The organism is Nocardioides sp. WG-D5, from assembly GCF_054031175.1.
This window is the reverse complement of record NZ_CM132928.1, coordinates 1,652,075-1,673,171: the sequence shown is the minus strand read 5'-3', so window position 1 is coordinate 1,673,171 and position 21,097 is coordinate 1,652,075. Positions and strand designations below refer to the sequence as shown.

The following is a 21,097-nucleotide window of genomic DNA, read 5'->3' as shown; positions in this document are numbered from 1 at the left end:
CCGACGAACCCCCGACTCCAAGGAAAGGCCCGACCATGCGGTCCGCGCTGGCACGTCTCGCCCACATCACCACGAGCAAGGCCACGGCCTGGGTGGTCCTGGTGATCACGGTCGTCCTGACCGGTGCGGTGATGGTCCTCGGATCGTCGCTGGGATCCACCAGCGCGGCGCCCGACCCGCTGCCGGCCGACGCCGAGTCGGCCCGGGTGGCGGAGCTCCAGCAGAGCTTTCCGGGAGGCGACGTGCTGCCCGCGGTCGCCGTGGTCGAGCGCACGGGTGGGCTGAACGCCGATGACCGGGCCTGGATCGCCGAGGTGGCGCAGCGCTGGGCCGAGATCACCGGGAACGAGGTCTCCCCGCCGATCCCGGCGTCCGACGGCGAGGCCGTGATCGTCGCCATCGACGTCGATGCCGACGTGACCGGACTCGATCTCACCGAGCTGGTCGGCGACCTGCGCGAGACGGTCGACGAGGACCGGCCCGACGGTCTCACGGTCCAGCTCACCGGCGGTGCCGCCTTCGCCGCCGACATCTCCTCGGCGTTCGAGGGTGCCGACCTGCGGCTGCTGCTCGTCACGGCGGCGGTGGTCGCGCTACTGCTGATCCTGACCTACCGCTCGCCGGTGCTGTGGCTGGTGCCGCTGATCGTGGTCGCGGTGGCCGACCGCACCGCCGCGGTGGTCACCCAGATCGTCGCGGACTGGACGGGCAGCGGGCTCGACGGCTCGACCTCGGGGATCACCAGCGTGCTCGTCTTCGGCGCCGGCACCAACTACGCGCTGCTGCTGGTCTCGCGCTACCGCGAGGAGCTCCGCCGGCATGCGCATCACCGCGATGCCCTCGCGGCCGCGGTCCGTGGCTCTGACGAGGCGATCGTGGCGAGCAACCTCACGGTCGTGCTCGCGCTGCTCGTGCTGGTGCTCAGCGTCGCACCCAACAGCCGGTCGCTGGGGATCTCGGCCGCCATCGGCCTGCTCGTGGCGCTGCTGTTCGCCCTGTTCGCGCTGCCTGCCGCGCTGTCGCTGTTCGGCCGGGGCCTCTTCTGGCCGTTCGTTCCCCGCGACGGCGACGACGAGAAGTCCCGCGACGGCGTCTGGTTCCGGATCGCCCGCGCGGTCGTGAGCCGCCCCGCGGCGGTGCTGGCCGTGGCCGCGGTGATCCTCGGCGTACTCGCCTCCGGTCTTCTCGGCGTCAAGGTCGGGCTGTCGCAGACGGACCAGTTCCGGGTCCAGGCCGAGTCCGTCGACGGTCTGGAGACGCTCTCGAAGCACTTCCCGCCCGGCTCCTCCGATCCGGTCACGATCGTGGTCGGAGCCGACCAGGCCGACGCGGTGCTTGCGCAGGTCAACCGGATCGACGGCGTGGACAGCGCACGTCCCTCGGGCGAGAGCGGTGACCTGGCGAAGATCACCGCGACCCTGGACGCCGCTCCGGCGACCCCGGAGAGCATCCGGACGATCGAGACGATGCGCAGCGAGCTGGCCGGATCGGGAGCGCTCGTCGGCGGCAGCGTGGCCAAGGACCTCGACAGCCGCAACGGTGCGGAGCGAGATCTCATGGTCATCGTGCCGCTGATCCTGCTGGTCGTGCTGCTCGTGCTCTTCGTGGTGCTACGGTCGATCGTGACGCCGCTGGTGCTCGTCACCATCAGCGTGATCGCGACCCTGGCCGCCCTCGGCCTGGGCGCCTGGATCAGCACCCACGTCTTCGGGTTCCCCGCCCTCGACATGAGCACACCGATCTACGCCTTCCTGTTCCTGGTCGCCCTCGGCATCGACTACACGGTGTTCCTCGTCCTGCGTGCCCGGGAGGAGGCGGCCGAGCACGACACCGTCGATGCGATGGTCAGGGCGGTCGGGCTGACCGGTGGGGTCATCACCAGCGCCGGCATCGTGCTGGCCGCGGTGTTCGCGGTGCTCGGTGTGCTGCCCCTGATCACGCTGACCCAGGTGGGCCTGATCGTGGGCTTGGGCATCCTGCTGGACACGTTCCTGGTCCGCACCGTCGTCGTGCCCGCGGTCTTCGCGCTGGTCGGCGACCGGATCTGGTGGCCGGCGGCGATCGCTCGCCGGCGCACCAGGGAGACCGCGGAGGCGGTCAGCGACCCGCGGTGAGCACCCGGGCAGCCTCGCGATCCGCGGCGGCGTTGAGGACTCCGGCACGGGAGCCGGCGAGCTTGGCGGCGATGTGCTCGTCGACGGTGACGTCGCGGTAGAGACGCGGGTGCTCGTCGTCGACGAACCCCGGCAGCGGACCGATCACCGCCTCGGCGTCGCCGTCGAAGAAGTACGCAGCCGACCGGCGCCGCCGGATGGTGCCACCGACGATCGGAGGCTTGACCCGGTGCAGGGTCGAGAGCCACTGCTCGTTGGTGAGCCTGGTCGTGAGGTCGCCGAGGTTGATCAGCAGCGCCCCGTCGGCCGGGCTGACGTCGTGCCACTCGCCCCCGTGGAGGACCTGCAGGCCCTTGACCTGGTCGGCCCAGAGGATCGTGACGATCCCGTAGTCGGTGTGTTCGCCCATCCCGATCATGTCCTCGTCGACCTCGACCCGGGTGCCCTCGGGCAGGGCGTAGTTGTTCATCCGGAGGACCTCGATCGGGTGCGTCGCGAGGCGAGAGATCGCGCCGCGCTCCAGGTCGAGCGCGTCCTCGAAGATGGTGACCATGGTGCGCGCGACCCGGGCGGCCTCGGCGCGCCAGGCGTCGATGCGTACCTGGAAGTCCGGGACCTCCGGCCAGGTGTTCTCCGCGTAGTGCGCCTCGACGAGGTCGGCACCGGCGTGGTCGGAGACGGAGGAGCCGACGTTGAAGGCCTCGAAGAAGTCCTTCATCCGGGTCTCGGACTGCACGCCGGCGCTGAGCGCGAGCGTCTCCGACTTGGGCGGGGTGTAGCCGCGGTTCTCGGCGGCCGGTCGGCGCCAGCGGCTCTTCTCCGCCGTCGGCAGCGCGAAGAAGTCGTCCATGGCGGCGGCGAGACCCTCGGCCGTGGAAGGCGCGACGCCGTGGCCGAGGATCTGGATGAAGCCGACCTCACGGCAGGCGGTGTCGATCGCGGCCGCGACGGCCGCCTTCTCCTCGGCTGTCCCGCCAGAGACGTACGCAGCGATGTCGACGACGGGGACGTGGAAGGTGTTCACGGGTGCTCTCCTTGTTCGGGGCAGACGGTTGGTCTCGCCCGGAGGTGTCCGCTTTCCCGGCCTGGAGGCCTTGCTGTCCGTTGAACTCGGGCACCACCACAGTAGAGCGCCGACGTTTCGGAGCTATTTCGGGCCGAGGTGCTCGTCGAAGAAGGCGAAGATGCGTCGCCAGGCGTCCTCCGCCTCGGGCTCGGAGTAGTTGTAGCCGACCACCCGCTCCAGCGTGGGAACCGGACGGGGGAAGCCCCAGTCGTTCATGAAGCTGTGCCCGACCTCGGGGTACTCCTTGAGGTCGCGGGGCACATCGCCCGCGGCGAGCGCCGCCTCGACCTTGTGCACGGCGCCGGGCAGCAACCGGTCCTTGGCGCCGAAGCTCGCCACCATCGGACACGACGAGCTCAGCGCGGACAGGTCCCGCGGCAGCACCCCGTAGTTGGGTGCGGCGGCGTCGAAGATGCCCCGCGGAGCCAGCAGGAGCGTGAAGCCGCCGCCCATGCAGAAGCCGACGATGCCGACCTTGCCGGTGCAGCGGGGGTCGGCGACGAGGTGGTCGCGAGCGGCGATCAGGTCGTCGACGGCGGTGCCCTTGCCGGTCACCAGCGACTTCATCGTGCTGACGACGCAGCCGACCTTCGGGCCGCGATGGTAGAGCTCCGGCGTCAGCGCCAGGTAGCCGTTGGCAGCGATCCGGTCGCCGATCCGCTGGACGTCCGCGCTCACGCCCATCAGGTCCTGCACCACGACCACGCCGGGCCAGGGGCCGTCGCCGTCGGGCACCGCCAGGTAGCCACGCGTCGGCCCGGCGGGCGCCGCATAGTCGATCATCGACATCTCATCACCTCGGGCGCCCATCCTTGCAGGTCGGACGACCCGTCGGACTACGACTGGTCGATCAACAGGTCGGCGACGGCGCTCGGAGCCTCCCGCATCGCGTTGTGGGCGGTCGGGATGTCGTGAACGCGCCACCCCGGCTCGGCTCGGAGCCGAGTGCGGAGTCCGGTGAAAGGGGTGTCGTCCTCCCACCCGGAGCAGTAGACGAAGTCGCGACGTGGGACCCGGTCGACGGCGCCGGTGAGCCGGATCCTCTGCACGAGCGAGGGAAGCGGATGAGGACGACGGCGGGCGTCCCCGCCGTGCGGCGCACGGACAGGCGGACGGACGGCGTATCCCGTGTCTGCCGCTCCGTCGACGAACGACCGCCGGTACGCGTCCGTGGTCAAGGACCAGCACGACTCCCCGTCGTTCGGCACATAGGCGTCGAGATGGACCAGACGTGAGATGCGGGTGGCTGCCCGGTCCGCGGCGGCCGAGATCACCATCCCGCCGTAGCTGTGCCCGACGAGCGTCGCTTCGGTGATCTCGGCGGACTCGAGAAGCCGCACGACGTCGTCGGCATGGGTGTCGAGGTTGGCGCGGGCCACCGTTGCGCCGTCGTCCTGGGGTCGCAGACCGGTCAGGGTCAGCGGATGCACGGTGTGCCCGGCGGCCTCCAGGAGCGGGGTCACCGTCTCGAACGCCCAGGAACCGTGCCATGCGCCGGGGACGAGCACGAACGTTGCCATCGCATATCTCCTTGGGTCACCGGTTGGGTTCCGGACCAGGTCATCACTCCGCCGGCATGGCTCGCTACCGATAAAATGCCAGCTGATGCCTGTTGCACGCCAAGATCCCGCACCGGCGGTGGTGACCTCCCGGACATGGCCGTCGGGTGGACGGCACGTGTGGCCGTCGGGCGGCTCCAGCTCCGCGCAGACCCACGTACGTGGCCACCTGGTCTACGCCGCCACGGGCGTCCTGACGGTCCACACCGACCGCGGCACCTCGGTGGTGCCGGCCAACCGGGTCGCATGGACACCGGCCAGAACCCTCCATCGGCACACGGCTCACGGGGACACGGACATGCGGATCGTCTTTCTTCCGCCGTCCCTGGCCCGACGCATGCCGGAGCGACCGGCCGTGTTCTTGGCCACCGGGCTCGCTCGCGAGCTCCTGCTGGCCCTCACCGGACGTCACGATGACGATGCCCCCGGATACGACTCGGCTGCGCGCGCTCGTCTCCACAGAGTCCTGGTCGACGAGCTCCGAGAGGTGCATCTGCAGCCGCTCCACCTCCCGGACCCACAGGACGATCGGTTGCAGGCTCTCGCGCGGAGGCTGTCCGAGCATCCGGCTGACAACAGTTCCCTGACCGAGCTGGGAAGGTCGGTCGGTGCGAGCTCCCGCACGCTCAGCCGGCTGCTGCGCAACGAGCTCGGCATGACCTTCTACGAGTGGCGTACCCAGCTCCGCATCTACCACGCACTCGTACTGCTGGCGGAGGGCTACGACGTCACCCGGACCGCCCACGCCTGCGGCTGGGCGGCCCCGAGCGGTTTCATCGCGGCCTTCACGAGCATCCTGGGGAGCACCCCCGGTCGCTACCAGGCCGATCGCAGGCGGTCCTAGTCCACCTTGGACGGGTGCTTCGCCAGCGGGGTGACCTGGACGTCCATGTAGGGGAACAGCGGCAGGCCGGAGAGGATCTGGTGCAGCTCGTCGTGGGACTCGACGTCGAAGACCGAGAAGTTGGCGTACTCCCCGGCGATCCGCCACAGGTGGGGCCACTTCCCGGCGCGCTGGAGCTCCTGGGCGTAGGCCTTCTCGCGGGCGATCGTGTCGTCGCGGACGTCCGGATCCAGGTCGTGCGGGATCCGGACGTCCATGCGTACGTGATAGAGCATCAGCCGCGAACCGGGTCGAGCACGAAGCCGTAGTCGACGCTGACGGAGCCGTCCTCGTTGGCGACGGGCGCGAGCACCAGCTCGGGCTTGACGGCCGAGGCGATGTCGTCGTCGTTGTGCTCGTCGCCGGGGAAGTAGAGCTGGGCGGTGAGGAGCTCGTGGCCCGGGGCCGACACCTTGACGTGCAGGTGGGCCGGGCGCCAGGCGTGCCAGCCGGCGGCGGCGATGAGCTTGCCGCAGGAGCCGTCGGTCGGGATCTGGTAGGGCGCCGGCTGGATCGTGTGGATCTCGAAGGCGCCGTCGGCCCCGACGGTGAAGCTGCCGCGCAGGTTCCACTCCGGGATGCCGGGAGCGAACTGCGAGTAGAAGCCGTCGGCGTCGGCGTGCCAGAGCTCGACCTTGGCGCCGTCGAGCGGGGTGCCGTCGGTCGAGGTGATCGTGCCGGTCCAGGTCAGCGGCGTGCCGGACTCGCCCTCGCGCATCGGGATGGTGCCGTTCGCGCCCTGCTCCGGGGCGGCGGGGACGTAGTAGGGGCCCTCGATGGTGCCCTTGTTGCCCTCGCGGTGCTCGGTGGCGACCTTCTCGACCTCGTGCTCGACCCAGACGTCGAGGAAGAGCGGCCACTCGCCGTCCTTGCCGACCTGGATCAGCCACGCCTTGAGCGCGTTGTACTCGTCGTAGCTGACCTTCTCCTCGCGGATCGTCTCGTAGACGGCGTTGAGGACGCGCTTGGCGAGCCGGTCGACGCGCTCCGGCGGGGTGTCCTTGACGGCCTCGAAGGGCGACTTGTCGGCGGCGAAGCGCTCGGTGGCGGAGGCACCTGAGGCGGCCGCGGTGGCAGCCTCGGCGGACTCGAGGGTCTGGTCGATGGTCATGGTGTGTCCTCTCGTGTTGCGGTGTGCGGTCTGGTGTTCAGTTGTCGGTGCGGTAGTGATCGAGCTTCTCGGCATCGATCTCGACCCCGAGGCCGGCACCAGGACGTACGGCGAGCTCGCCGTCGCGGATCTCGAGCGGCTCGGTGAGCAGGTCATCGGCCATGTCGAGGAAGTTGGAGAGCTCACCGGCGCGGCGGGAGGTGAGCCGGTGAGCGGCGCCGAAGGCGATCGAGCAGGCGCTGCCGAGCTGGCCGTCGATCTGGTTGCCCATCACGACCTCCAGCCCGAGTCCCTCGGCGAGATGGAGCACCTGCTGCGAGCCGGTGAAGCCGGTGCGTGCGGTCTTGATGCTGATCGCGGTGGCGGAGCCACCGAGCACCTCGCGGGTGACGTCGGCCGCCGTCGGGACCGACTCGTCGGCGATGAACGGCACGTCGACCTGGCTGACCAGCCAGCGCCGCCCGAGCACGTCGTCGGCCGGGTTGAGCTCCTCGGCGAAGAGCAGGTCCAGGTCGGCCATCTGCTTCATCGCCCGGGCGGACTCGGCCGCGGTCCAGCCGCGGTTGCCGTCGACGTACAGCTCGATCTCGGCGCCGAACCGCTCGCGCAGCGCACGGACGACGGCGGTGTCGAGCTCGATGGGGGAGCGGCCGACCTTCACCTTGAACGTCGAGATCCCGTACGTCTCCCGCATCCGCTCCGCCTCGGCGACCATCGCCTCGGGCCCGTCGAAGCCGAGCATGTGGGAGACCCGCATCCGGTCGGTGAAGGCACCGAGGAGGTCGACGACCCGCAGGTCGAGGGTCTTGCCCAGGGCGTCCCACATGGCCATGTCGACGGCGGCCTTCGCGGTGGGGTTGCCGACGGTGCGCTCCATCAGGGCCCGGGCGCTCTCGCGCTCGAGCAGGGTGAGCCCGGCGAGCTGTGGGGCGAAGAGCTGGTCGATCACGGCGATGATCCCGGCCTGCGTCTCGCCGTAGGTGAACGGCCGCGGCGGCGCCTCGGCGATGCCGACGACACCGTCGTCGGTGTGGACCCGGACCAGCACGTGCTGGGCGGTGTGGACCTCGCCGGAGGCGAAGCGCAGCGGCTTGCGGTAGGGGATGGCGAAGGGGATCGCCTCGATCTTGGTGATCTTCATGACCGGGGAGCTTCCAGACGGGGTGCGGTGAACAGGTCGGCTGCCTCGAGGATCTCGATGACGGCGTCGACGACGGGGTTGTCGTCGTCGGTGCGGTAGGCGAGGGAGAGCTCGACGCTGCCGGCGTCGAGCAGGTCGCGGAAGACCACGCCCTCCAGCGGAAGGGCACGGACCGAGGCCGGGACGACCGCGACGCCGAGGCCTGCGGCGACCAGCGCCAGCAGGACCGCGGTGCTCGGCGCCTCGTGCTCGCGGCGCGGCACGAATCCGGCCTCGCGGCAGCTGCGCAGGACGGCCTCGTTGACCGCCGAGTCGCGGGCGCTGTAGGCGATGAAGGGCTCGGTGCGGACATCGGCCAGCGCCACGACGGGCTCGACGGCGAGCCGGTGGTCGACCGGGATGGCGAGCGCGAGCGGCTCGACCTCGAGGGTGCGCAGGGTCAGCCCCTCACCGATCGCCGGCGGCCGCAGTACGCCGAGGTCGAGCGCCCCGCTCTGCAGCCGCTCGCACTGGGCCGGCGTGAGCAGGTCGGCGTGGATCTCGAGCGCCACCTCGGGCAGCTCGCGCTTGACCACCCGGGCGATGCCCGGCAGGTGCGAGAACGAGGCGGTGCCGGTCAGGCCGAGGCGGACCAGGCCGTGGCGGCCGGCCCCGATGCGGCGTACGCCTCGGACGCTGTCGTCGATGGCGGAGAGCACCCGGGCGGCCTCGGTGCGAAGGAACTCGCCGGCGGGGGTGAGGGACACCTGGCGGGTCGTCCGGGTGAACAGGGTGACGTCGAGCTCGGACTCGAGCTGGCGGATCGCCTGGGAGAGTGCCGGCTGGGCGATGTGCAGCTGCGCCGCGGCCTGTCCGAAGTGACAGGTCTCGGCGACCGCGGCGAAATACCGCAGGTGGCGTAGCTCCATGAAGCGCTCCTCAGCAGGTGGTGACGACCGCCACACTAAGCCGGGGATAGATAAACAACAAGGACGAAACAGGCGCCTATTGATTGATTCGAGTGATCAATGGATGCCTAGGTCGGAACTGGGCATTCACCTGGTGTGACGACCGCCACTGCCTTGCGAAGGTGTGGTCACCGTCACCCGTTGGAGGCATCACCATGACCGCACCGCTCACCGAGAGCCTGGGCCACATCGAGAACGTTCTGTCGGACGCCGTGGTCGAGGACCGCGAGGCCGGGATCTACCGCGCCAACCGCCGGATCTTCACCGACGAGGAGATCTTCGAGCTGGAGATGAAGCACATCTTCGAGGGCAACTGGATCTACCTCGCCCACGAGAGCCAGGTGCCGAACCCTGGCGACTACCTCACCACCTACATCGGGCGGCAGCCGGTCGTGATCACCCGCGACAAGGACGGCGAGCTGCACTGCATGATCAACGCCTGCGCCCACCGCGGCGCGATGCTGTGCCGGCGCAAGACCGACAACCGGATGACCCTGACCTGCCCGTTCCACGGCTGGACGTTCCGCAACGACGGCACGCTGCTCAAGGTCAAGGACCCCGACGACGCCGGCTACCCGGAGAGCTTCAACACCGAGGGTTCCCACAACCTCACCCATGTGGCCCGCTTCGACAGCTACCGCGGCTTCCTGTTCGGCTCGCTCAACGAGGACGTGCTCCCGCTGGACGAGCACCTCGGCGACACCGTCAAGGTCATCGACATGCTCGTCGACCAGTCGCCCGACGGGCTCGAAGTCCTGCGTGGCGCCTCGACCTACACCTACGACGGCAACTGGAAGGTCCAGGCGGAGAACGGGGCCGACGGCTACCACGTCACCGCCACCCACTGGAACTACGCCGCCACCACCTCACGCCGCAACACCGGCGAGTCGAAGAACACCACCAAGACCGTCGACGCCGGCAGCTGGGGCAAGGCCGGCGGCGGCTACTGGTCCTACCCGAACGGCCACCTGTGCCTGTGGACCTGGGCCGCCAACCCCGCCGACCGGCCGCTGTGGGACCAGATGGACACGCTCAAGGAGAAGTTCGGCGACGCCAAGGGCGAGTTCATGGTCAAGGGCTCCCGCAACCTGCTGCTCTACCCGAACGTGTATCTGATGGACCAGTTCTCGACCCAGATCCGGCACTTCCGGCCGATCTCGGTCGACAGGACCGAGGTCACCATCTACTGCATCGCCCCCAAGGGCGAGAGCCCTGAGTCGCGAGCCTGGCGGATCCGGCAGTACGAGGACTTCTTCAACGCCTCCGGCATGGCCACGCCCGACGACCTGGAGGAGTTCCGGTCCTGCTACCTGACGTACCAGGCCTCCGCCGCGCCGTGGAACGACATGAGCCGCGGCGCCGAGCACTGGCTCACCGGGCCCGACGAGGTCGCCGAGGCGCTGGAGATGCCGGGCGTCATCTCGGCCGGCGCGAAGAACGAGGACGAGGGCCTCTACCCGGTCATGCACGCGCAGTGGGCCGAGCAGATGCGTACGGCCATCGCGAACGAGAAGGGCAAGTGACGATGACGATCACACAGGAGAACGCTGCTCCGACCGGGGCGAAGCTGATCACGCAGAACGCGATCGAGCAGTTCCTCTACCGCGAGGCGCGCTTCCTCGACGACCGCGAGTTCGAGAAGTGGCTCGAGTGCTACGCCGACGACGTCGTCTACTGGATGCCCTGCTGGGACGACGCCGACCTCCTCACCGAGGACCCGCAGACCGAGATGTCGCTCATCTACTACCCCAACAAGGGTGGCCTGGAGGACCGCGTCTTCCGGATCCGTACGGAGCGGTCCTCGGCCACCTCGCTGCCGGAGCCGCGTACGTCCCACAACATCAGCAACGTCGAGGTGATCGAGCGCCGCGGCGACCTGGTCGACGTGCGCTTCAACTGGCACACCATGTACTTCCGCTACAAGACCGTCGACCCCTACTACGGCACGTCGTTCTACACGATCGACTTCTCCGGTGAGCAGCCGCTGATCCGCCGCAAGACCGTGGTGCTGAAGAACGACTACATTCACCACGTCGTCGACATCTACCACGTCTGAGGCGCGCGATGACTGCAACAGAGACCGAGCCCACGACCGGGGTCGCGACCCACCAGGTCGCACTGTCCTTCGAGGACGGCGTGACCCGGTTCATCACCGTCCGCGAGGACCAGACCGTCGCCGACGCGTCCTACCGGCAGCGGATCAACATCCCGCTGGACTGCCGCGACGGCGCCTGCGGGACCTGCAAGGCGCTGTGCGAGTCGGGGGAGTACGACGGCGGTACCTACATCGAGGACGCGCTGTCGGCGGCGGAGGTCGCCCAGGGGTACGCCCTGCCGTGCTCGATGAAGCCGCGCTCGGACCTCGCGCTGCAGATCGCCACCACCTCCGAGGTCGCCAAGACCGGCGCCGCGAGCTACACCGGCACCGTGGTCGGCCTGGACCGGCTGAGCCCGACCACGGTCGAGCTCTCCATCGACATCCCCAACCGCGGTGAGCTCGCCTTCCTGCCGGGTCAGTACGTCAACATCGCCGTCCCCGGCACCGAGGTCACCCGGTCGTACTCCTTCGCCAACGCCCCGCACGAGGAGCGGCTCGTCTTCCTGGTCAAGCTGACCGAGGGTGGCGCGATGTCGACCTGGCTGACCGAGCGCGCCGCGGTCGGCGACGAGGTCACCTTCACCGGGCCGAACGGCTCCTTCTTCCTGCGCGAGGCCCGCCGGCCGGTGCTGATGCTCGCCGGCGGCACCGGGCTCGCGCCGGTGCTCTCGATGCTGCGCCAGCTCGAGGTCGACGGCTGCGACCGCGGCGGCCGGCTGGTCTACGGCGTCAGCACCGACGACGACCTGGTCAAGCTCGACGAGGTCGGCGAGCTGATCGCGCGGCTGCCCGGGTTCAGCTGGGACCACTGCGTCTCCGACCCCGCCTCGACCGCGGCCAACAAGGGCTACGTGATGAGCCTGATCGGCGAGGAGGACCTGCACGACGGCGACGTCGCGATCTACCTGTGCGGCCCGCCGCCGATGGTCGAGGCGGTGCGTACGCACGTCGCCGGTGCCGGCATCGAGCCCACCGGGTTCTACTACGAGAAGTTCGCCCTCGCCGTCCCCGCTGCCGAGGCGTCAGCCCCGTCGGCCGAGACGTCGCCCGCGTCGGCCGAGGCGTCACCCGTACGTGTCGAGCTGGAGACACACCCGGAGGCACGGGCGATCGCGGGGCAGCAGATGCTTCCGGCGGTCGACCTCGGCCCTGCTGGATCGGCTGCGGTGGCTCGGGACGACGGAGATGTCGTACGCCGCATCGCCGGTCAGCTGGTCGCGCCAGCTCCCGCTGGTCGAGCCGCGAGCGCCAGCGAGCGTGTCGAGACCAACACGGTCGAGGACCTGATCGAGTCTCCCGAGGCGCGGAGTATCGGCGGTCAGGTGACGTTCGCTCGAGACGACTCTGTTGGTCTCGACACGCCTCCGCCTAGCGGCTCCGGCGGCTCGACCGGCGGGGACACCACTGCGGACGGCTACACGATCGGCGAGGAGCACCCGGACATCTCCGCGTCCGACGCGATCTTCGAGGCCCGGGCGGCGCTGGAGGTGGGGGCGCTCGACCTGACGATCGGGCGGCTGGACTCCCAGCAGCTGGCCGGCTACCGGCTGCTCGCCGAGTCGACCCTCCCGTACGTCGACGGCGACCGGTTCCTCGACGCCCACGGCTACACCGAGTCGAACGCGGCCTTCCACGACTACCTGTTCACCCTCACCGGCAACGGCCACCTGCTCGCCGCCTACCAGGCGCTCGGGGTCAAGGGCCGGATGGAGGACGTGCTGCGCAACGCCACCTGGTGCCACCCGCGGTGCACCCAGGACCACCTCGACATCGTCGAGGCGTTCGAGCGCGGCGACCGGATCGCCGCCCGCGACCTGATCAAGGCCCACAGCGAGCGGTCCCAGGAGACGATGCGGCGCGCGATGGCCGAGTCGGCCGCCGCGACCAGGCCGAGGTTCATCACCCCGGGCCGGTTCGCCGGGCAGGTCGTGGTGGTCACCGGCGCGGCCCAGGGCATCGGCGCCCAGGTCGCCCGCCGGGTGGCTGCCGAGGGCGGCAAGGTCGTCCTCGCCGACCGCTCCCCGCTGGTCGCCGAGATCACCGACGAGCTCACCGGCCAGGGCGCGAGCGCCAGCGCGGTCGAGTGCGACCTCGAGCGCTACGAGGGCGCGGCCGCCCTCGTGGAGCGGGCAGTCGCGACGTACGGCCGGATCGACGTGCTGATCAACAACGTCGGCGGAGCGATCAACTTCAAGCCGTTCACCGAGTTCACCGCCGAGCAGATCGACGCCGAGATCACCCGCTCGCTGATGACGACGCTCTACGCCTGCCGTGCCGCTCTGCCGGGCATGGTCGAGCGCGGCCGCGGCGTCATCGTCAACGTCTCCTCGGCCGCGACCCGGGGCATCCACCGGATCCCGTACTCGGCCGCGAAGGGCGGGATCAACGCGATCACCGCCTCCCTCGCGCTGGAGTACGTCGGTGACGGCATCCGGGTCACCGCGACGGCCCCGGGAGGCACGGAGGCGCCGCCACGCCGGATCTCCCGGGGCACACCAACGCCTCGGACGGAGACCGAGAAGGCGTGGTTCCAGGCCCACATCGACCAGACCCTCGAGACCTCACTCATGCACCGCTACGGCACGCTCGACGAGCAGGCCGCCGCGATCTGCTTCCTCGCCTCCGAGGAGGCCTCCTACATCACCGGTACGGTCCTCCCCGTCGCCGGTGGCGACCTCGGCTGAGCCACCAGGTCCTCTCTCGGGGCCGACCCTCCCTTCGCGAGCACGCTCGCGTCACCGATGGAGATCTCCATGCCCGACAACACCGGAAACACCGACGAAACCGCCCGGGGCGCAACCGGGCAACGCCTGTCCTGGGTCGTCGCGCTCTCCGCGCTGGCCCTGATGTTCGACGGCTACGACCTCGTGGTCTACGGCACGGTGCTGCCGACGCTCATGGCCGACCCCACCCAGATCGGGCAGCTCTCCGCGGGCCAGGCGGGCACGCTGGGCAGCTATGCCCTGGTCGGCGTGCTGGTCGGGGCGCTGAGCGCGGGTGCGGTCAGCGACCGGATCGGCCGCCGCAAGGTCGTGCTCGCCAGCATCACCTGGTTCTCCCTCGGGATGGCCGCGACCGCGTTCGCGCAGACGATCGCCGTCTTCGGCCTCCTGCGCTTCCTCACCGGCATCGGGCTGGGCGCGATCCTGGCGACCGTGGGTGCCCTGGTCGCCGAGTTCGCGCCGCCGGAGCGGAAGAACCGGCTCAACGCGATCGTCTACAGCGGCATCCCCGCCGGTGGCGTGAGCGCCTCGCTGATGGCACTGATCGTCGACCCGAGCGGCTCCAACTGGCGGATCCTGATGGCGATCGGCGCCGCCCCGCTGGTCCTGCTGCTCCCGTTCGCCGTCGCCAAGCTGCCCGAGTCGCAGCAGTGGCTCGACTCACGTGGCCGGGTCGCCGCGACCAGCACCCAGGAGGCGGTCGGCTTCGGTGCCCTGGCCCGCCGCCCGCTCGCCTTCCCGACCCTCGTGCTGGGCCTGATGAGCTTCTCCGGCCTGCTGCTGACCTACGGTCTCAACACCTGGCTGCCGAAGATCATGGAGGACAACGGCTACGGCAAGGCGTACGCCCTCACCTTCCTGCTGGTGCTCAACGGCGGCGCCATCGTCGGCGGTCTCCTCGCCTCGTACGTCGCCGACCGCACCGGCGCCAAGAAGGTGGTCTCGACGACCTTCGTGCTCGCCGGCCTGATGCTCCTGCTGCTGCCCCTCGGGCTGCCGCTCGCCGTCCTGTTCCCGGCCGTCGCCATCGCCGGCGTCGGCACGATCGGCACCCAGGTGCTCATCTACGGGCTGGTCGCCAACTACTACCCGACCCGGGCCCGCGGCGCGGGCGTCGCCTGGTGCGCCGGATTCGGGCGGCTCGGCGGGATCGTCGGTCCGATCATCGGCGGGGCACTCGTCGCCGCCGGTGTCGGCGGCACCACCGCCTTCCAGATCTTCGCGGGTGTCGCGGTGCTCGGTGCGGTGGTCACCGTGGCGGTGCCGCGCTCCCCGCAGGAGACCGTCATGGACGTCGCGCTCGAGGAAGGCCTGCCCGCGTGAGGAGGCCTAGGGTGTGACCGTGCTCATAGAGAGAGCTGGGTGTGTCGGTCGCGAGGACGAGCTCGTCGAGCTCACCTCGCGGCTGGCCCTGGCTCGCACCGAAGGCTCCGCCGCCGTCCTGGTCCTCGGGGACCCGGGACTGGGCAAGACCGCGCTGCTGCGTGGCCTGGCGGACCGGGTCGCGACGCCGGCCCTGACGGCCCGCGCGGGTGCCTGGGAGCAGGACTGCCCCGGCTCGGTGCTGCGCCAGCTGCTCGGTGAAGAGCCACCGGACGACGCGGTCGCCGCGGCCGACACCCTGATCGCACGAGCCCTGGCCGAGCATGCAGGGGAGTCCGGTCTCGTCCTGGTCGACGACGCCGACCTCGCCGACACGCTCTCGCTGCAGGCGATCGCCTCCGCGCTGCGCCGCCACCACGACGCACCGGTGCTGGTGGTGCTGGCGGCCACCCGCAGCACCCCGTTCCTCGGCGAGATCGCCGCCGAGACCGTACGCATCGAGGGGCTGGACGCGACCGCGGTCGGCGAGCTCGCGGCACTGCGCGGACGGGTCCTGCACCCGGCGATGGCCGAGGTCCTCACCCGCCACACCGCCGGCAGCCCGCGCGACGCGGTCGCCCTGCTCGACGAGCTCCCGCCGAGCCGCTGGGCGCGGCCGGACACCCAGCTGCCCGCCCCCGTCCACGTACGCGATGAGGTCCAGCTCGCGCTCGCCGGCTGCGGTGCCGCCGGGCGCGCCCTCGCCGAGGCCTTCGCGATCCTGGGGGAGGACGCGTCGCTGGGTCAGGCCGCGACCCTCGCCGGCCTCGACGACCCGCTGTCCGCGGTCGACGCCCTGGCCACGGCCGGGCTGATCGAGACCACCCGCGACCACCGCCCCCGATGGCGTACGCCGCTGGTCGGTGTCGCCGTGCTGGGCACGATGGGCGCCCGCCGGTCCGCCGACGCGCACCAGCGGGCGGCCGCGATCGTCGACGACGAGGTCCGACGGGCCCGGCATCTCGTCGCCGCGACCCCGGTGCCCGACGCCGAGCTCGCCGAGGAGGTCGCCCGACTGGCGCAGCGGCGGGGCGACGAGGGCGCCTGGGCGCAGGCCGCGGCTCTCTACCGCGACGCCAGCCGCCTCACCGAGGACCCGGTGCGCCGCGACGACCGGCTGATCCGCTCGGTCGACGCACTGGTCGCGGCGGGCGACGGCATGGGCGCCGCGGCGCTGGTGCCCGTGGTCGAGAGCCTGCGCGAGACGCCGCTGCGCGACGCGGTGCTCGCCTACCTGGCGATCCTGCGCGGCCGGGCCACCGAGGCCGAGGTGCGCCTCGCGCGCGCCTGGGACATCGTCAACGCCGACCGCGAGCCGGAGAGCGCAGCGCTGATCGCCACCCGCCGCGTGCTGCACTCGCTGGCCCTGTGTCGCGGCGAGGAGCTGGTCACCTGGGCCGACCGGGCGATCTCGCTCGCCGGACGCGACTCGGCCGCGGGCGTCGAGGCGGCGGCGATCCGCGGACTCGGGCTGGCGATGGCCGGCCGGTTCGAGGAGGCCCACGAGGCCTACGCCCTGGCCGCCCGTCGCGTCGGCCACAGCGCCCAGACCCAGCGGGTCACGATGGGCCGTGGCTGGCTCGACGTGCTCGCCGACGAGCCCGACGAGGCCCGCAGCCGGCTGGAGGGGGTCACCGACCCGAGGATCCTCGGCGGCTCGACCCGGATCGCGATGTGGGCGCTGGCCTGGCTGGCGCGCGTGCAGTTCCTGACCGGCGAGGGCGACGCCGCCCTGCAGACGGTCGCCGCCGGGCGAGCGCTCGCGACGACGTCGGGCATCGCCCTGGTCACGCCCTTGCTGGAGTGGACCGCCACCGAGACCCACCTGCTGCGCGGCAGCTGGGAGGAGGCCGCCCGCACCGCCCGCGCCGCCGAGATCGGCGCCCAGGGCTACGAGATCATGCGGGTCCCCGCGCTCCTCGCCCGCGCCCACATCGCCGAGGCGCGCAGCGACTTCCGTGCCGTCCTCCGCATTCTCGAACCGCTCACCCACGCCCCGGCCGGCAGCGCCCTGACCGAGCCGGCCATCTGGCCCTGGGCCGAGACGTACGCCGCCGCGCTGGTCGCGGAGGGCCGGCTCGACGAGGCCGACGAGTTCCTGCGCCCGCACGAGACCCGCGCCCGGGAGGAGCAGCACCGCTCCGCCCAGGCCAGGCTGGCCACCGCCCGCGGCCGCTGGCACGGCGCCCGCGGCGATCTGGCCGGGGTCCGCGACACCTTCGACCGCGCCCTCGAGCTGCTCGACGGGCTGCCGCTGCGCTACGAGCGCGCCCGGGTGACCTTCGCCTACGGCCAGGCGCTGCGCCGTGCCGGCCGCCGCCGCGACGCCGAGGCGCTGCTCTCCTCCGCCCGCGACCTGTGGGACGGCCTGGGTGCGACGATGTACGTCGACGCGGCCGAGCGCGAGCTGCGCGCCGGGGGCGTGCGGGCACCGCGTGGCCGGCGGGGCCCGGTGGACCTGACCCCGCAGGAGGAGACCGTCGCCGAGATGGTCGCCTCGGGCCTCTCCAACCGCGAGGTCGCCGCCCAGCTGTTCGTCTCGCCCAAGACCGTGCAGTACCACCTGACCCGCATCTACGCGAAGCTCGGCGTACGCAGCCGGACCGAGCTCGCCGCGATGGCGGCCGAGCCGACGGAGGAGCCTTGAGCACCGACCTCGACGTCCGGGACGCCCCGACAGGCCTGAGGCGAGACCTCGGCCGCCACGAGCTGGTCAACGGCTTCATCGGCTTCCTGTTCTCCTGCACCGGCCCGGTCGCGGTGATCCTGGCCGTCGGCCAGGGCGCCGGCCTCTCCGCCGGTGTCGTCGCCTCTTGGGTGAGCGTGGTCTTCTGCCTCAACGGGGTGCTGACGATCGTCGCCTCGCGCTGGAGCCGGCAGCCGCTGGTCTACTTCTGGACGATCCCCGGCACCGTGGTCGTCGGCCAGGCGATGGCCGCCGGCACCACGTGGCCGGAGGCGGTCGGCGGGTTCGTCATGGCTGCGGTCCTGCTGGTCGCGCTGGCCCTGACCCGGCAGGTCGACCGGGTGATGCACCTGCTGCCGATGCCGATCGTGATGGCGATGGTCGCCGGGGTCTTCCTTCGCTTCGGCACCGACCTGGTCCTCGCGGTCGACCGCGACGTGGCGGTCGCCGGGCCGATGGTGGCCGCCTTCGTCGCGGTCAGCGCGATCCCACGGCTGGCGCGCTGGCTCCCGGCGGTGCTGGTGGCGCTGGCCGTCGGCGCGGTCGCGGTGAGCCTCGCGGACCGGCCCGCCGTCGAGGTCTCCGGCCGCTGGGTCGTCGACCCGGTCTGGACGACACCCGTCTTCACCGGGTCCGCGTTCGTCGAGCTCACCATCCCGCTGCTGATCACCGTCCTGGTCGTCCAGAACGGTCAGGGCATGGCCGTCCTGCGCGCCGCGGGGCACGACCCGCGGATGAACCAGGTGACCGGCTGGTGCGGGGTGACGTCGCTGGTCGCGGCCCCGTTCGGCGGGGTGTCCACCTGCCTGGCCGGGCCGACCAACGCGCTGGTCACCGCCTCGGGGGAGCGGCGGCGGCACTATGCCGCGGCGGTCTGGTGCGGCGTACTGGCGATCGGGTTCGGACTGCTCGCCCCGGGCATGGTCCGGGTCATCACCACCATGCCCGAGGCGTACGTCGCCGCGCTCGGCGGCCTCGCCATGCTCAAGCCGCTCCAGGGTGCCTTCCAGACCGCCTTCAGCGGGCCTCACGTCACCGGCGCGCTGGTCACCTTCCTGGTGACCGTCGCCGACATCACCGTCCTCAACATCGGCTCAGCCTTCTGGGGGCTGGTGGTCGGTGTCGCGGTCAGCATCCTGCTCGACCGCACCAGCAAGGAGAATCCATGACCACGACCGACACCACCTACCCCGACGCGACGATGCGCTACGGCGCCACCGCCCGCCAGGTCGCCGACGTCTTCGAGCCGGCGGAGGCGACCGACTCGCTCGTCCTGCTGCTCCACGGCGGGATGTGGCGCGACTCCGACCGGATCCGCACCTGGGCGGCCGGCCGGGCGCTGGCCGACGCGGGTCACCTGACCGCCACGGTGGAGTACCGGCACGGCCCGGGCCAGTGGCGGCAGGCCTTCGAGGACGTCGAGACGGCGATCGAGTCGATCCAGCTCAGCGGCCGGGAGTGGACGATCCACAACGACGCACCCCGCCGGATCACCCTGGTCGGACACTCCTCCGGCGGTCAGCTCGCGCTCTGGGCCGCCTCGCGCCCGGGCACCCTGGTCACCGGGGTCGTCGCCCTGGCTCCTGCCGCGGCGCTGGCCGCGATGAGCGAGGACGGACTCGGCGACGGGGCTGTCGAGGAGTTCCTCGGGGGCACCCCGGCGCAAGCCCCCGAGGCGTACGCCGCCGCCGACCCGCTCGCCCTCGCTCCTCGGGTCCCGGTACGGGTCCTCCACGGCGCCGCCGACACCCTGATCCCGCTCGCGATCTCCGAGCGCTACGCGGCAGCACACCCCGGCGTACGTCTCGAGGTGGTCGACGGCGTGGACCACGCCGCCTGGGGCGACCCGGCCTCGCCGGCCTGGCCGCACCTGCTCACCGCGGTCAGAGAGGGATGAGGGTCGAGGCCAGCCCGAGCAGCGCGCAGACACCGAGGGTGCGCAGGGTGGACCACTTGCGCCAGAACATGAGCGCGATCGCGACCGCCGTGATCGCGAACGCGACCGGGTCCCACGAGGACAGCACCGGGAGGTCGAGGTCGACCGGGCCCCACGCGAGCGTGCGGGAGCGGTCGAAGAGGGTGTGCAGCGCGAAGAACAGCGCGAGGTTGGCGATCACGCCGACCACCGCCGCGGTGATGCCGGTGAGCGCCGCGGTGAGGTGGTGGTTGTTCCGGAGCCGCTCGACGTAGGGCGCGCCGAGGAAGATGAACAGGAAGCAGGGCACGAAGGTCACCCAGGTCACCAGCAGCGAGGCGAGCACGGCGGCGACCCAGGGGTCGAGGGAGCCGGGGTTGCGGTAGGCGCCCACGAAGGCGACGAACTGGACGACCATGATCAGCGGCCCGGGCGTGGTCTCGGCGAGCGCGAGACCTCGGACCATCTCGCCGGCCTTCAACCAGCCGAAGACGTTGACCGCCTGGTGGGCGACGTAGGCCAGCACCGCGTACGCGCCGCCGAAGGTGACCACGGCGGCACCCGAGAAGAACAGGCCCATGTCCACGAACACGCTGTCGCGGCTGAACACGATCGCCGCCAGCGCCACCGGAGCGAACCAGAGCACCACTCCGAGCACGAGGATCTTCAGGCCGCGGACCTTCGAGGGGGCGTCATGGTGCAGGGCGTCGTCGCTGATCAGCGGCTCCGGACCGTCGTCGCTGCCGCCGTGGCCCTTGCTCCGGGTGAAGGCGGGGACCCGGGTGCCGACCAGCCAGCCGAGCAGGCCGGCCACGAAGATCACGATCGGGAACGGCACCTTGAAGACGGTCAGCGCGAGGAACGAGGCCACCGCCATCGCCACCAGGATCGGATGGTGCAGGGCTCGTGTGCCGACGCGCTGCACGGCTTGGACGACGATCGCGATGACCGCGGGGGCGAGACCGGCGAACAGCCCGGTCACGACCGCGGTCGATCCGGCGCCGACGTACAGCGCCGAGAGGGCGAGCAGGGCGACGACGCCGGGGAGCACGAACAGGATCCCGGCGATCAGCCCACCGAGGGTGCCGTTGAGCAGCCAGCCGACGTAGATGGCCAGCTGTTGGGCCTCGGGGCCGGGCAGCAGCATGCAGTAGTTCAGCGCATGCAGGAACCGCTGCTGGCCGATCCAGCGCTTCTCGTCCACCAGCTTGTGCTGCATGACCGCGATCTGGCCGGCGGGGCCGCCGAACGTCTGCAGGGAGATCGCGAACCAGGCGCGCGTCGCCTCGCGCAACGGGATCACGTCGCGAGCGCGGGTCTTCTCGGAGGTCATGGGGTGTCCGTTTCCGTGAGCGTGGTCCGTCGTGCGTGGTGTGGACGGCGTCGAACATCGGGGCGGTGAGCTCGACGACATCATCGTCGTTCTCCACCACTCGTCGGGATCGGGGGGTGTGGTCTGCGTTCGCTGCGACCATTCCGGGGCGATCATCCG

The 21,097-nt window shown here is 71.3% G+C and carries 17 protein-coding genes; 9 read left to right on the top strand and 8 right to left on the bottom strand.

Going from position 1 to position 21,097, the window contains the following annotated elements; translation table 11 throughout:
* The first annotated feature begins 35 nt into the window (after nt 1-35).
* Nucleotides 36-2,114, top strand: a complete 2,079-nt coding sequence (locus ACWZJV_RS08090) for an MMPL family transporter (RefSeq protein WP_457181004.1) — start codon at nt 36-38, stop codon at nt 2,112-2,114.
* Here the strand turns inward: ACWZJV_RS08090 and ACWZJV_RS08085 are convergent.
* The 3 genes from ACWZJV_RS08085 to ACWZJV_RS08075 all read right to left on the bottom strand — a co-directional run bounded on the left by ACWZJV_RS08085 (nt 2,098) and on the right by ACWZJV_RS08075 (nt 4,700).
* Nucleotides 2,098-3,138 (bottom strand): isopenicillin N synthase family dioxygenase, encoded by a 1,041-nt coding sequence (locus tag ACWZJV_RS08085; RefSeq protein WP_457181002.1) that lies wholly within the window; start codon nt 3,136-3,138, stop codon nt 2,098-2,100. The two genes, ACWZJV_RS08090 and ACWZJV_RS08085, sit on opposite strands and share 17 nt — an antisense overlap.
* 123 nt (nt 3,139-3,261) lie before the next feature.
* A complete protein-coding gene (locus ACWZJV_RS08080) occupies nt 3,262-3,969 on the bottom strand; it encodes a dienelactone hydrolase family protein (protein WP_457181000.1) in 708 nt (235 codons plus the stop codon).
* Between the two features lie 47 nt (nt 3,970-4,016).
* Nucleotides 4,017-4,700, bottom strand: coding sequence for an alpha/beta fold hydrolase (locus ACWZJV_RS08075; RefSeq protein WP_457180998.1), 684 nt, complete (start codon nt 4,698-4,700; stop codon nt 4,017-4,019).
* 85 nt (nt 4,701-4,785) lie between these two features.
* Here ACWZJV_RS08075 and ACWZJV_RS08070 point away from each other — a divergent pair, with 85 nt between their 5' ends.
* Entirely contained in the window at nt 4,786-5,583 is a 798-nt protein-coding gene (locus ACWZJV_RS08070; protein WP_457180996.1) for an AraC family transcriptional regulator, read from the top strand.
* Here ACWZJV_RS08070 and catC read toward each other — a convergent pair.
* Genes catC through ACWZJV_RS08050 form a run of 4 tightly spaced genes read right to left on the bottom strand, consistent with a single transcriptional unit; the run spans nt 5,580 to nt 8,782 of the window.
* Complete coding sequence (gene catC, locus ACWZJV_RS08065) at nt 5,580-5,858, bottom strand: muconolactone Delta-isomerase (protein ID WP_008361945.1); 279 nt, start codon at nt 5,856-5,858, stop codon at nt 5,580-5,582. The genes ACWZJV_RS08070 and catC overlap by 4 nt on opposite strands.
* Nucleotides 5,858-6,733 carry a catechol 1,2-dioxygenase gene (gene catA / locus ACWZJV_RS08060; RefSeq protein ID WP_457180993.1) on the bottom strand — a complete coding sequence of 292 codons (876 nt, stop codon included), beginning with the start codon at nt 6,731-6,733 and terminating at the stop codon, nt 5,858-5,860. Before catA ends, catC begins: the two co-directional genes overlap by 1 nt.
* Before the next feature lie 37 nt (nt 6,734-6,770).
* Nucleotides 6,771-7,874, bottom strand: coding sequence for a mandelate racemase/muconate lactonizing enzyme family protein (locus ACWZJV_RS08055; RefSeq protein ID WP_457180991.1), 1,104 nt, complete (start codon nt 7,872-7,874; stop codon nt 6,771-6,773).
* The gene (locus ACWZJV_RS08050) at nt 7,871-8,782 is read right to left on the bottom strand and encodes a LysR substrate-binding domain-containing protein (protein ID WP_008361949.1); all 912 of its coding nucleotides are present in this window, start codon (nt 8,780-8,782) and stop codon (nt 7,871-7,873) included. The genes ACWZJV_RS08055 and ACWZJV_RS08050 overlap by 4 nt, the downstream gene beginning before the upstream one ends.
* A 194-nt stretch (nt 8,783-8,976) precedes the next feature.
* On the opposite strand from ACWZJV_RS08050, the gene benA reads away from it, so the two are divergent.
* The 7 genes from benA (at nt 8,977) to ACWZJV_RS08015 (ending at nt 19,587) form a co-directional block, all read left to right on the top strand.
* Complete coding sequence (gene benA, locus ACWZJV_RS08045) at nt 8,977-10,344, top strand: benzoate 1,2-dioxygenase large subunit (RefSeq protein WP_457180988.1); 1,368 nt, start codon at nt 8,977-8,979, stop codon at nt 10,342-10,344.
* Nucleotides 10,345-10,346: 2 nt separating this feature from the next.
* Entirely contained in the window at nt 10,347-10,877 is a 531-nt protein-coding gene (gene benB / locus ACWZJV_RS08040) for a benzoate 1,2-dioxygenase small subunit (RefSeq protein ID WP_457180986.1), read from the top strand.
* Between the two features lie 8 nt (nt 10,878-10,885).
* Nucleotides 10,886-13,603, top strand: coding sequence for a benzoate 1,2-dioxygenase electron transfer component BenC (benC, locus tag ACWZJV_RS08035; protein WP_457180984.1), 2,718 nt, complete (start codon nt 10,886-10,888; stop codon nt 13,601-13,603).
* A 69-nt stretch (nt 13,604-13,672) separates the two neighbouring features.
* Nucleotides 13,673-14,965 (top strand): MFS transporter, encoded by a 1,293-nt coding sequence (locus ACWZJV_RS08030; protein ID WP_457180982.1) that lies wholly within the window; start codon nt 13,673-13,675, stop codon nt 14,963-14,965.
* A 19-nt stretch (nt 14,966-14,984) separates the two neighbouring features.
* Complete coding sequence (locus tag ACWZJV_RS08025) at nt 14,985-17,651, top strand: LuxR C-terminal-related transcriptional regulator (RefSeq protein WP_457180980.1); 2,667 nt, start codon at nt 14,985-14,987, stop codon at nt 17,649-17,651.
* Nucleotides 17,648-18,859, top strand: a complete 1,212-nt coding sequence (locus tag ACWZJV_RS08020) for a benzoate/H(+) symporter BenE family transporter (RefSeq protein WP_196873081.1) — start codon at nt 17,648-17,650, stop codon at nt 18,857-18,859. Before ACWZJV_RS08025 ends, ACWZJV_RS08020 begins: the two co-directional genes overlap by 4 nt.
* Nucleotides 18,856-19,587: an alpha/beta hydrolase gene (locus ACWZJV_RS08015; RefSeq protein ID WP_196873083.1), complete on the top strand. Its 732-nt coding sequence runs from the start codon at nt 18,856-18,858 to the stop codon at nt 19,585-19,587. The genes ACWZJV_RS08020 and ACWZJV_RS08015 overlap by 4 nt, the downstream gene beginning before the upstream one ends.
* Here the strand turns inward: ACWZJV_RS08015 and chrA are convergent.
* A complete protein-coding gene (gene chrA / locus ACWZJV_RS08010) occupies nt 19,574-20,938 on the bottom strand; it encodes a chromate efflux transporter (protein WP_457180977.1) in 1,365 nt (454 codons plus the stop codon). The two genes, ACWZJV_RS08015 and chrA, sit on opposite strands and share 14 nt — an antisense overlap.
* Nucleotides 20,939-21,097: the final 159 nt, after the last annotated feature.

What these genes read in the sequence shown, in the direction of transcription:
- ACWZJV_RS08090 (WP_457181004.1), top strand. Translation starts at nt 36, where the DNA reads ATGCGGTCCGCGCTGGCACGTCTCGCCCACATCACCACGAGCAAGGCC.
- ACWZJV_RS08080 (WP_457181000.1), bottom strand. Translation starts at nt 3,969, where the DNA reads ATGTCGATGATCGACTATGCGGCGCCCGCCGGGCCGACGCGTGGCTAC.
- ACWZJV_RS08075 (WP_457180998.1), bottom strand. Translation starts at nt 4,700, where the DNA reads ATGGCAACGTTCGTGCTCGTCCCCGGCGCATGGCACGGTTCCTGGGCG.
- ACWZJV_RS08070 (WP_457180996.1), top strand. Translation starts at nt 4,786, where the DNA reads ATGCCTGTTGCACGCCAAGATCCCGCACCGGCGGTGGTGACCTCCCGG.
- catC (WP_008361945.1), bottom strand. Translation starts at nt 5,858, where the DNA reads ATGCTCTATCACGTACGCATGGACGTCCGGATCCCGCACGACCTGGAT.
- catA (WP_457180993.1), bottom strand. Translation starts at nt 6,733, where the DNA reads ATGACCATCGACCAGACCCTCGAGTCCGCCGAGGCTGCCACCGCGGCC.
- ACWZJV_RS08055 (WP_457180991.1), bottom strand. Translation starts at nt 7,874, where the DNA reads ATGAAGATCACCAAGATCGAGGCGATCCCCTTCGCCATCCCCTACCGC.
- ACWZJV_RS08050 (WP_008361949.1), bottom strand. Translation starts at nt 8,782, where the DNA reads ATGGAGCTACGCCACCTGCGGTATTTCGCCGCGGTCGCCGAGACCTGT.
- benA (WP_457180988.1), top strand. Translation starts at nt 8,977, where the DNA reads ATGACCGCACCGCTCACCGAGAGCCTGGGCCACATCGAGAACGTTCTG.
- benB (WP_457180986.1), top strand. Translation starts at nt 10,347, where the DNA reads ATGACGATCACACAGGAGAACGCTGCTCCGACCGGGGCGAAGCTGATC.
- benC (WP_457180984.1), top strand. Translation starts at nt 10,886, where the DNA reads ATGACTGCAACAGAGACCGAGCCCACGACCGGGGTCGCGACCCACCAG.
- ACWZJV_RS08030 (WP_457180982.1), top strand. Translation starts at nt 13,673, where the DNA reads ATGCCCGACAACACCGGAAACACCGACGAAACCGCCCGGGGCGCAACC.
- ACWZJV_RS08015 (WP_196873083.1), top strand. Translation starts at nt 18,856, where the DNA reads ATGACCACGACCGACACCACCTACCCCGACGCGACGATGCGCTACGGC.
- chrA (WP_457180977.1), bottom strand. Translation starts at nt 20,938, where the DNA reads ATGACCTCCGAGAAGACCCGCGCTCGCGACGTGATCCCGTTGCGCGAG.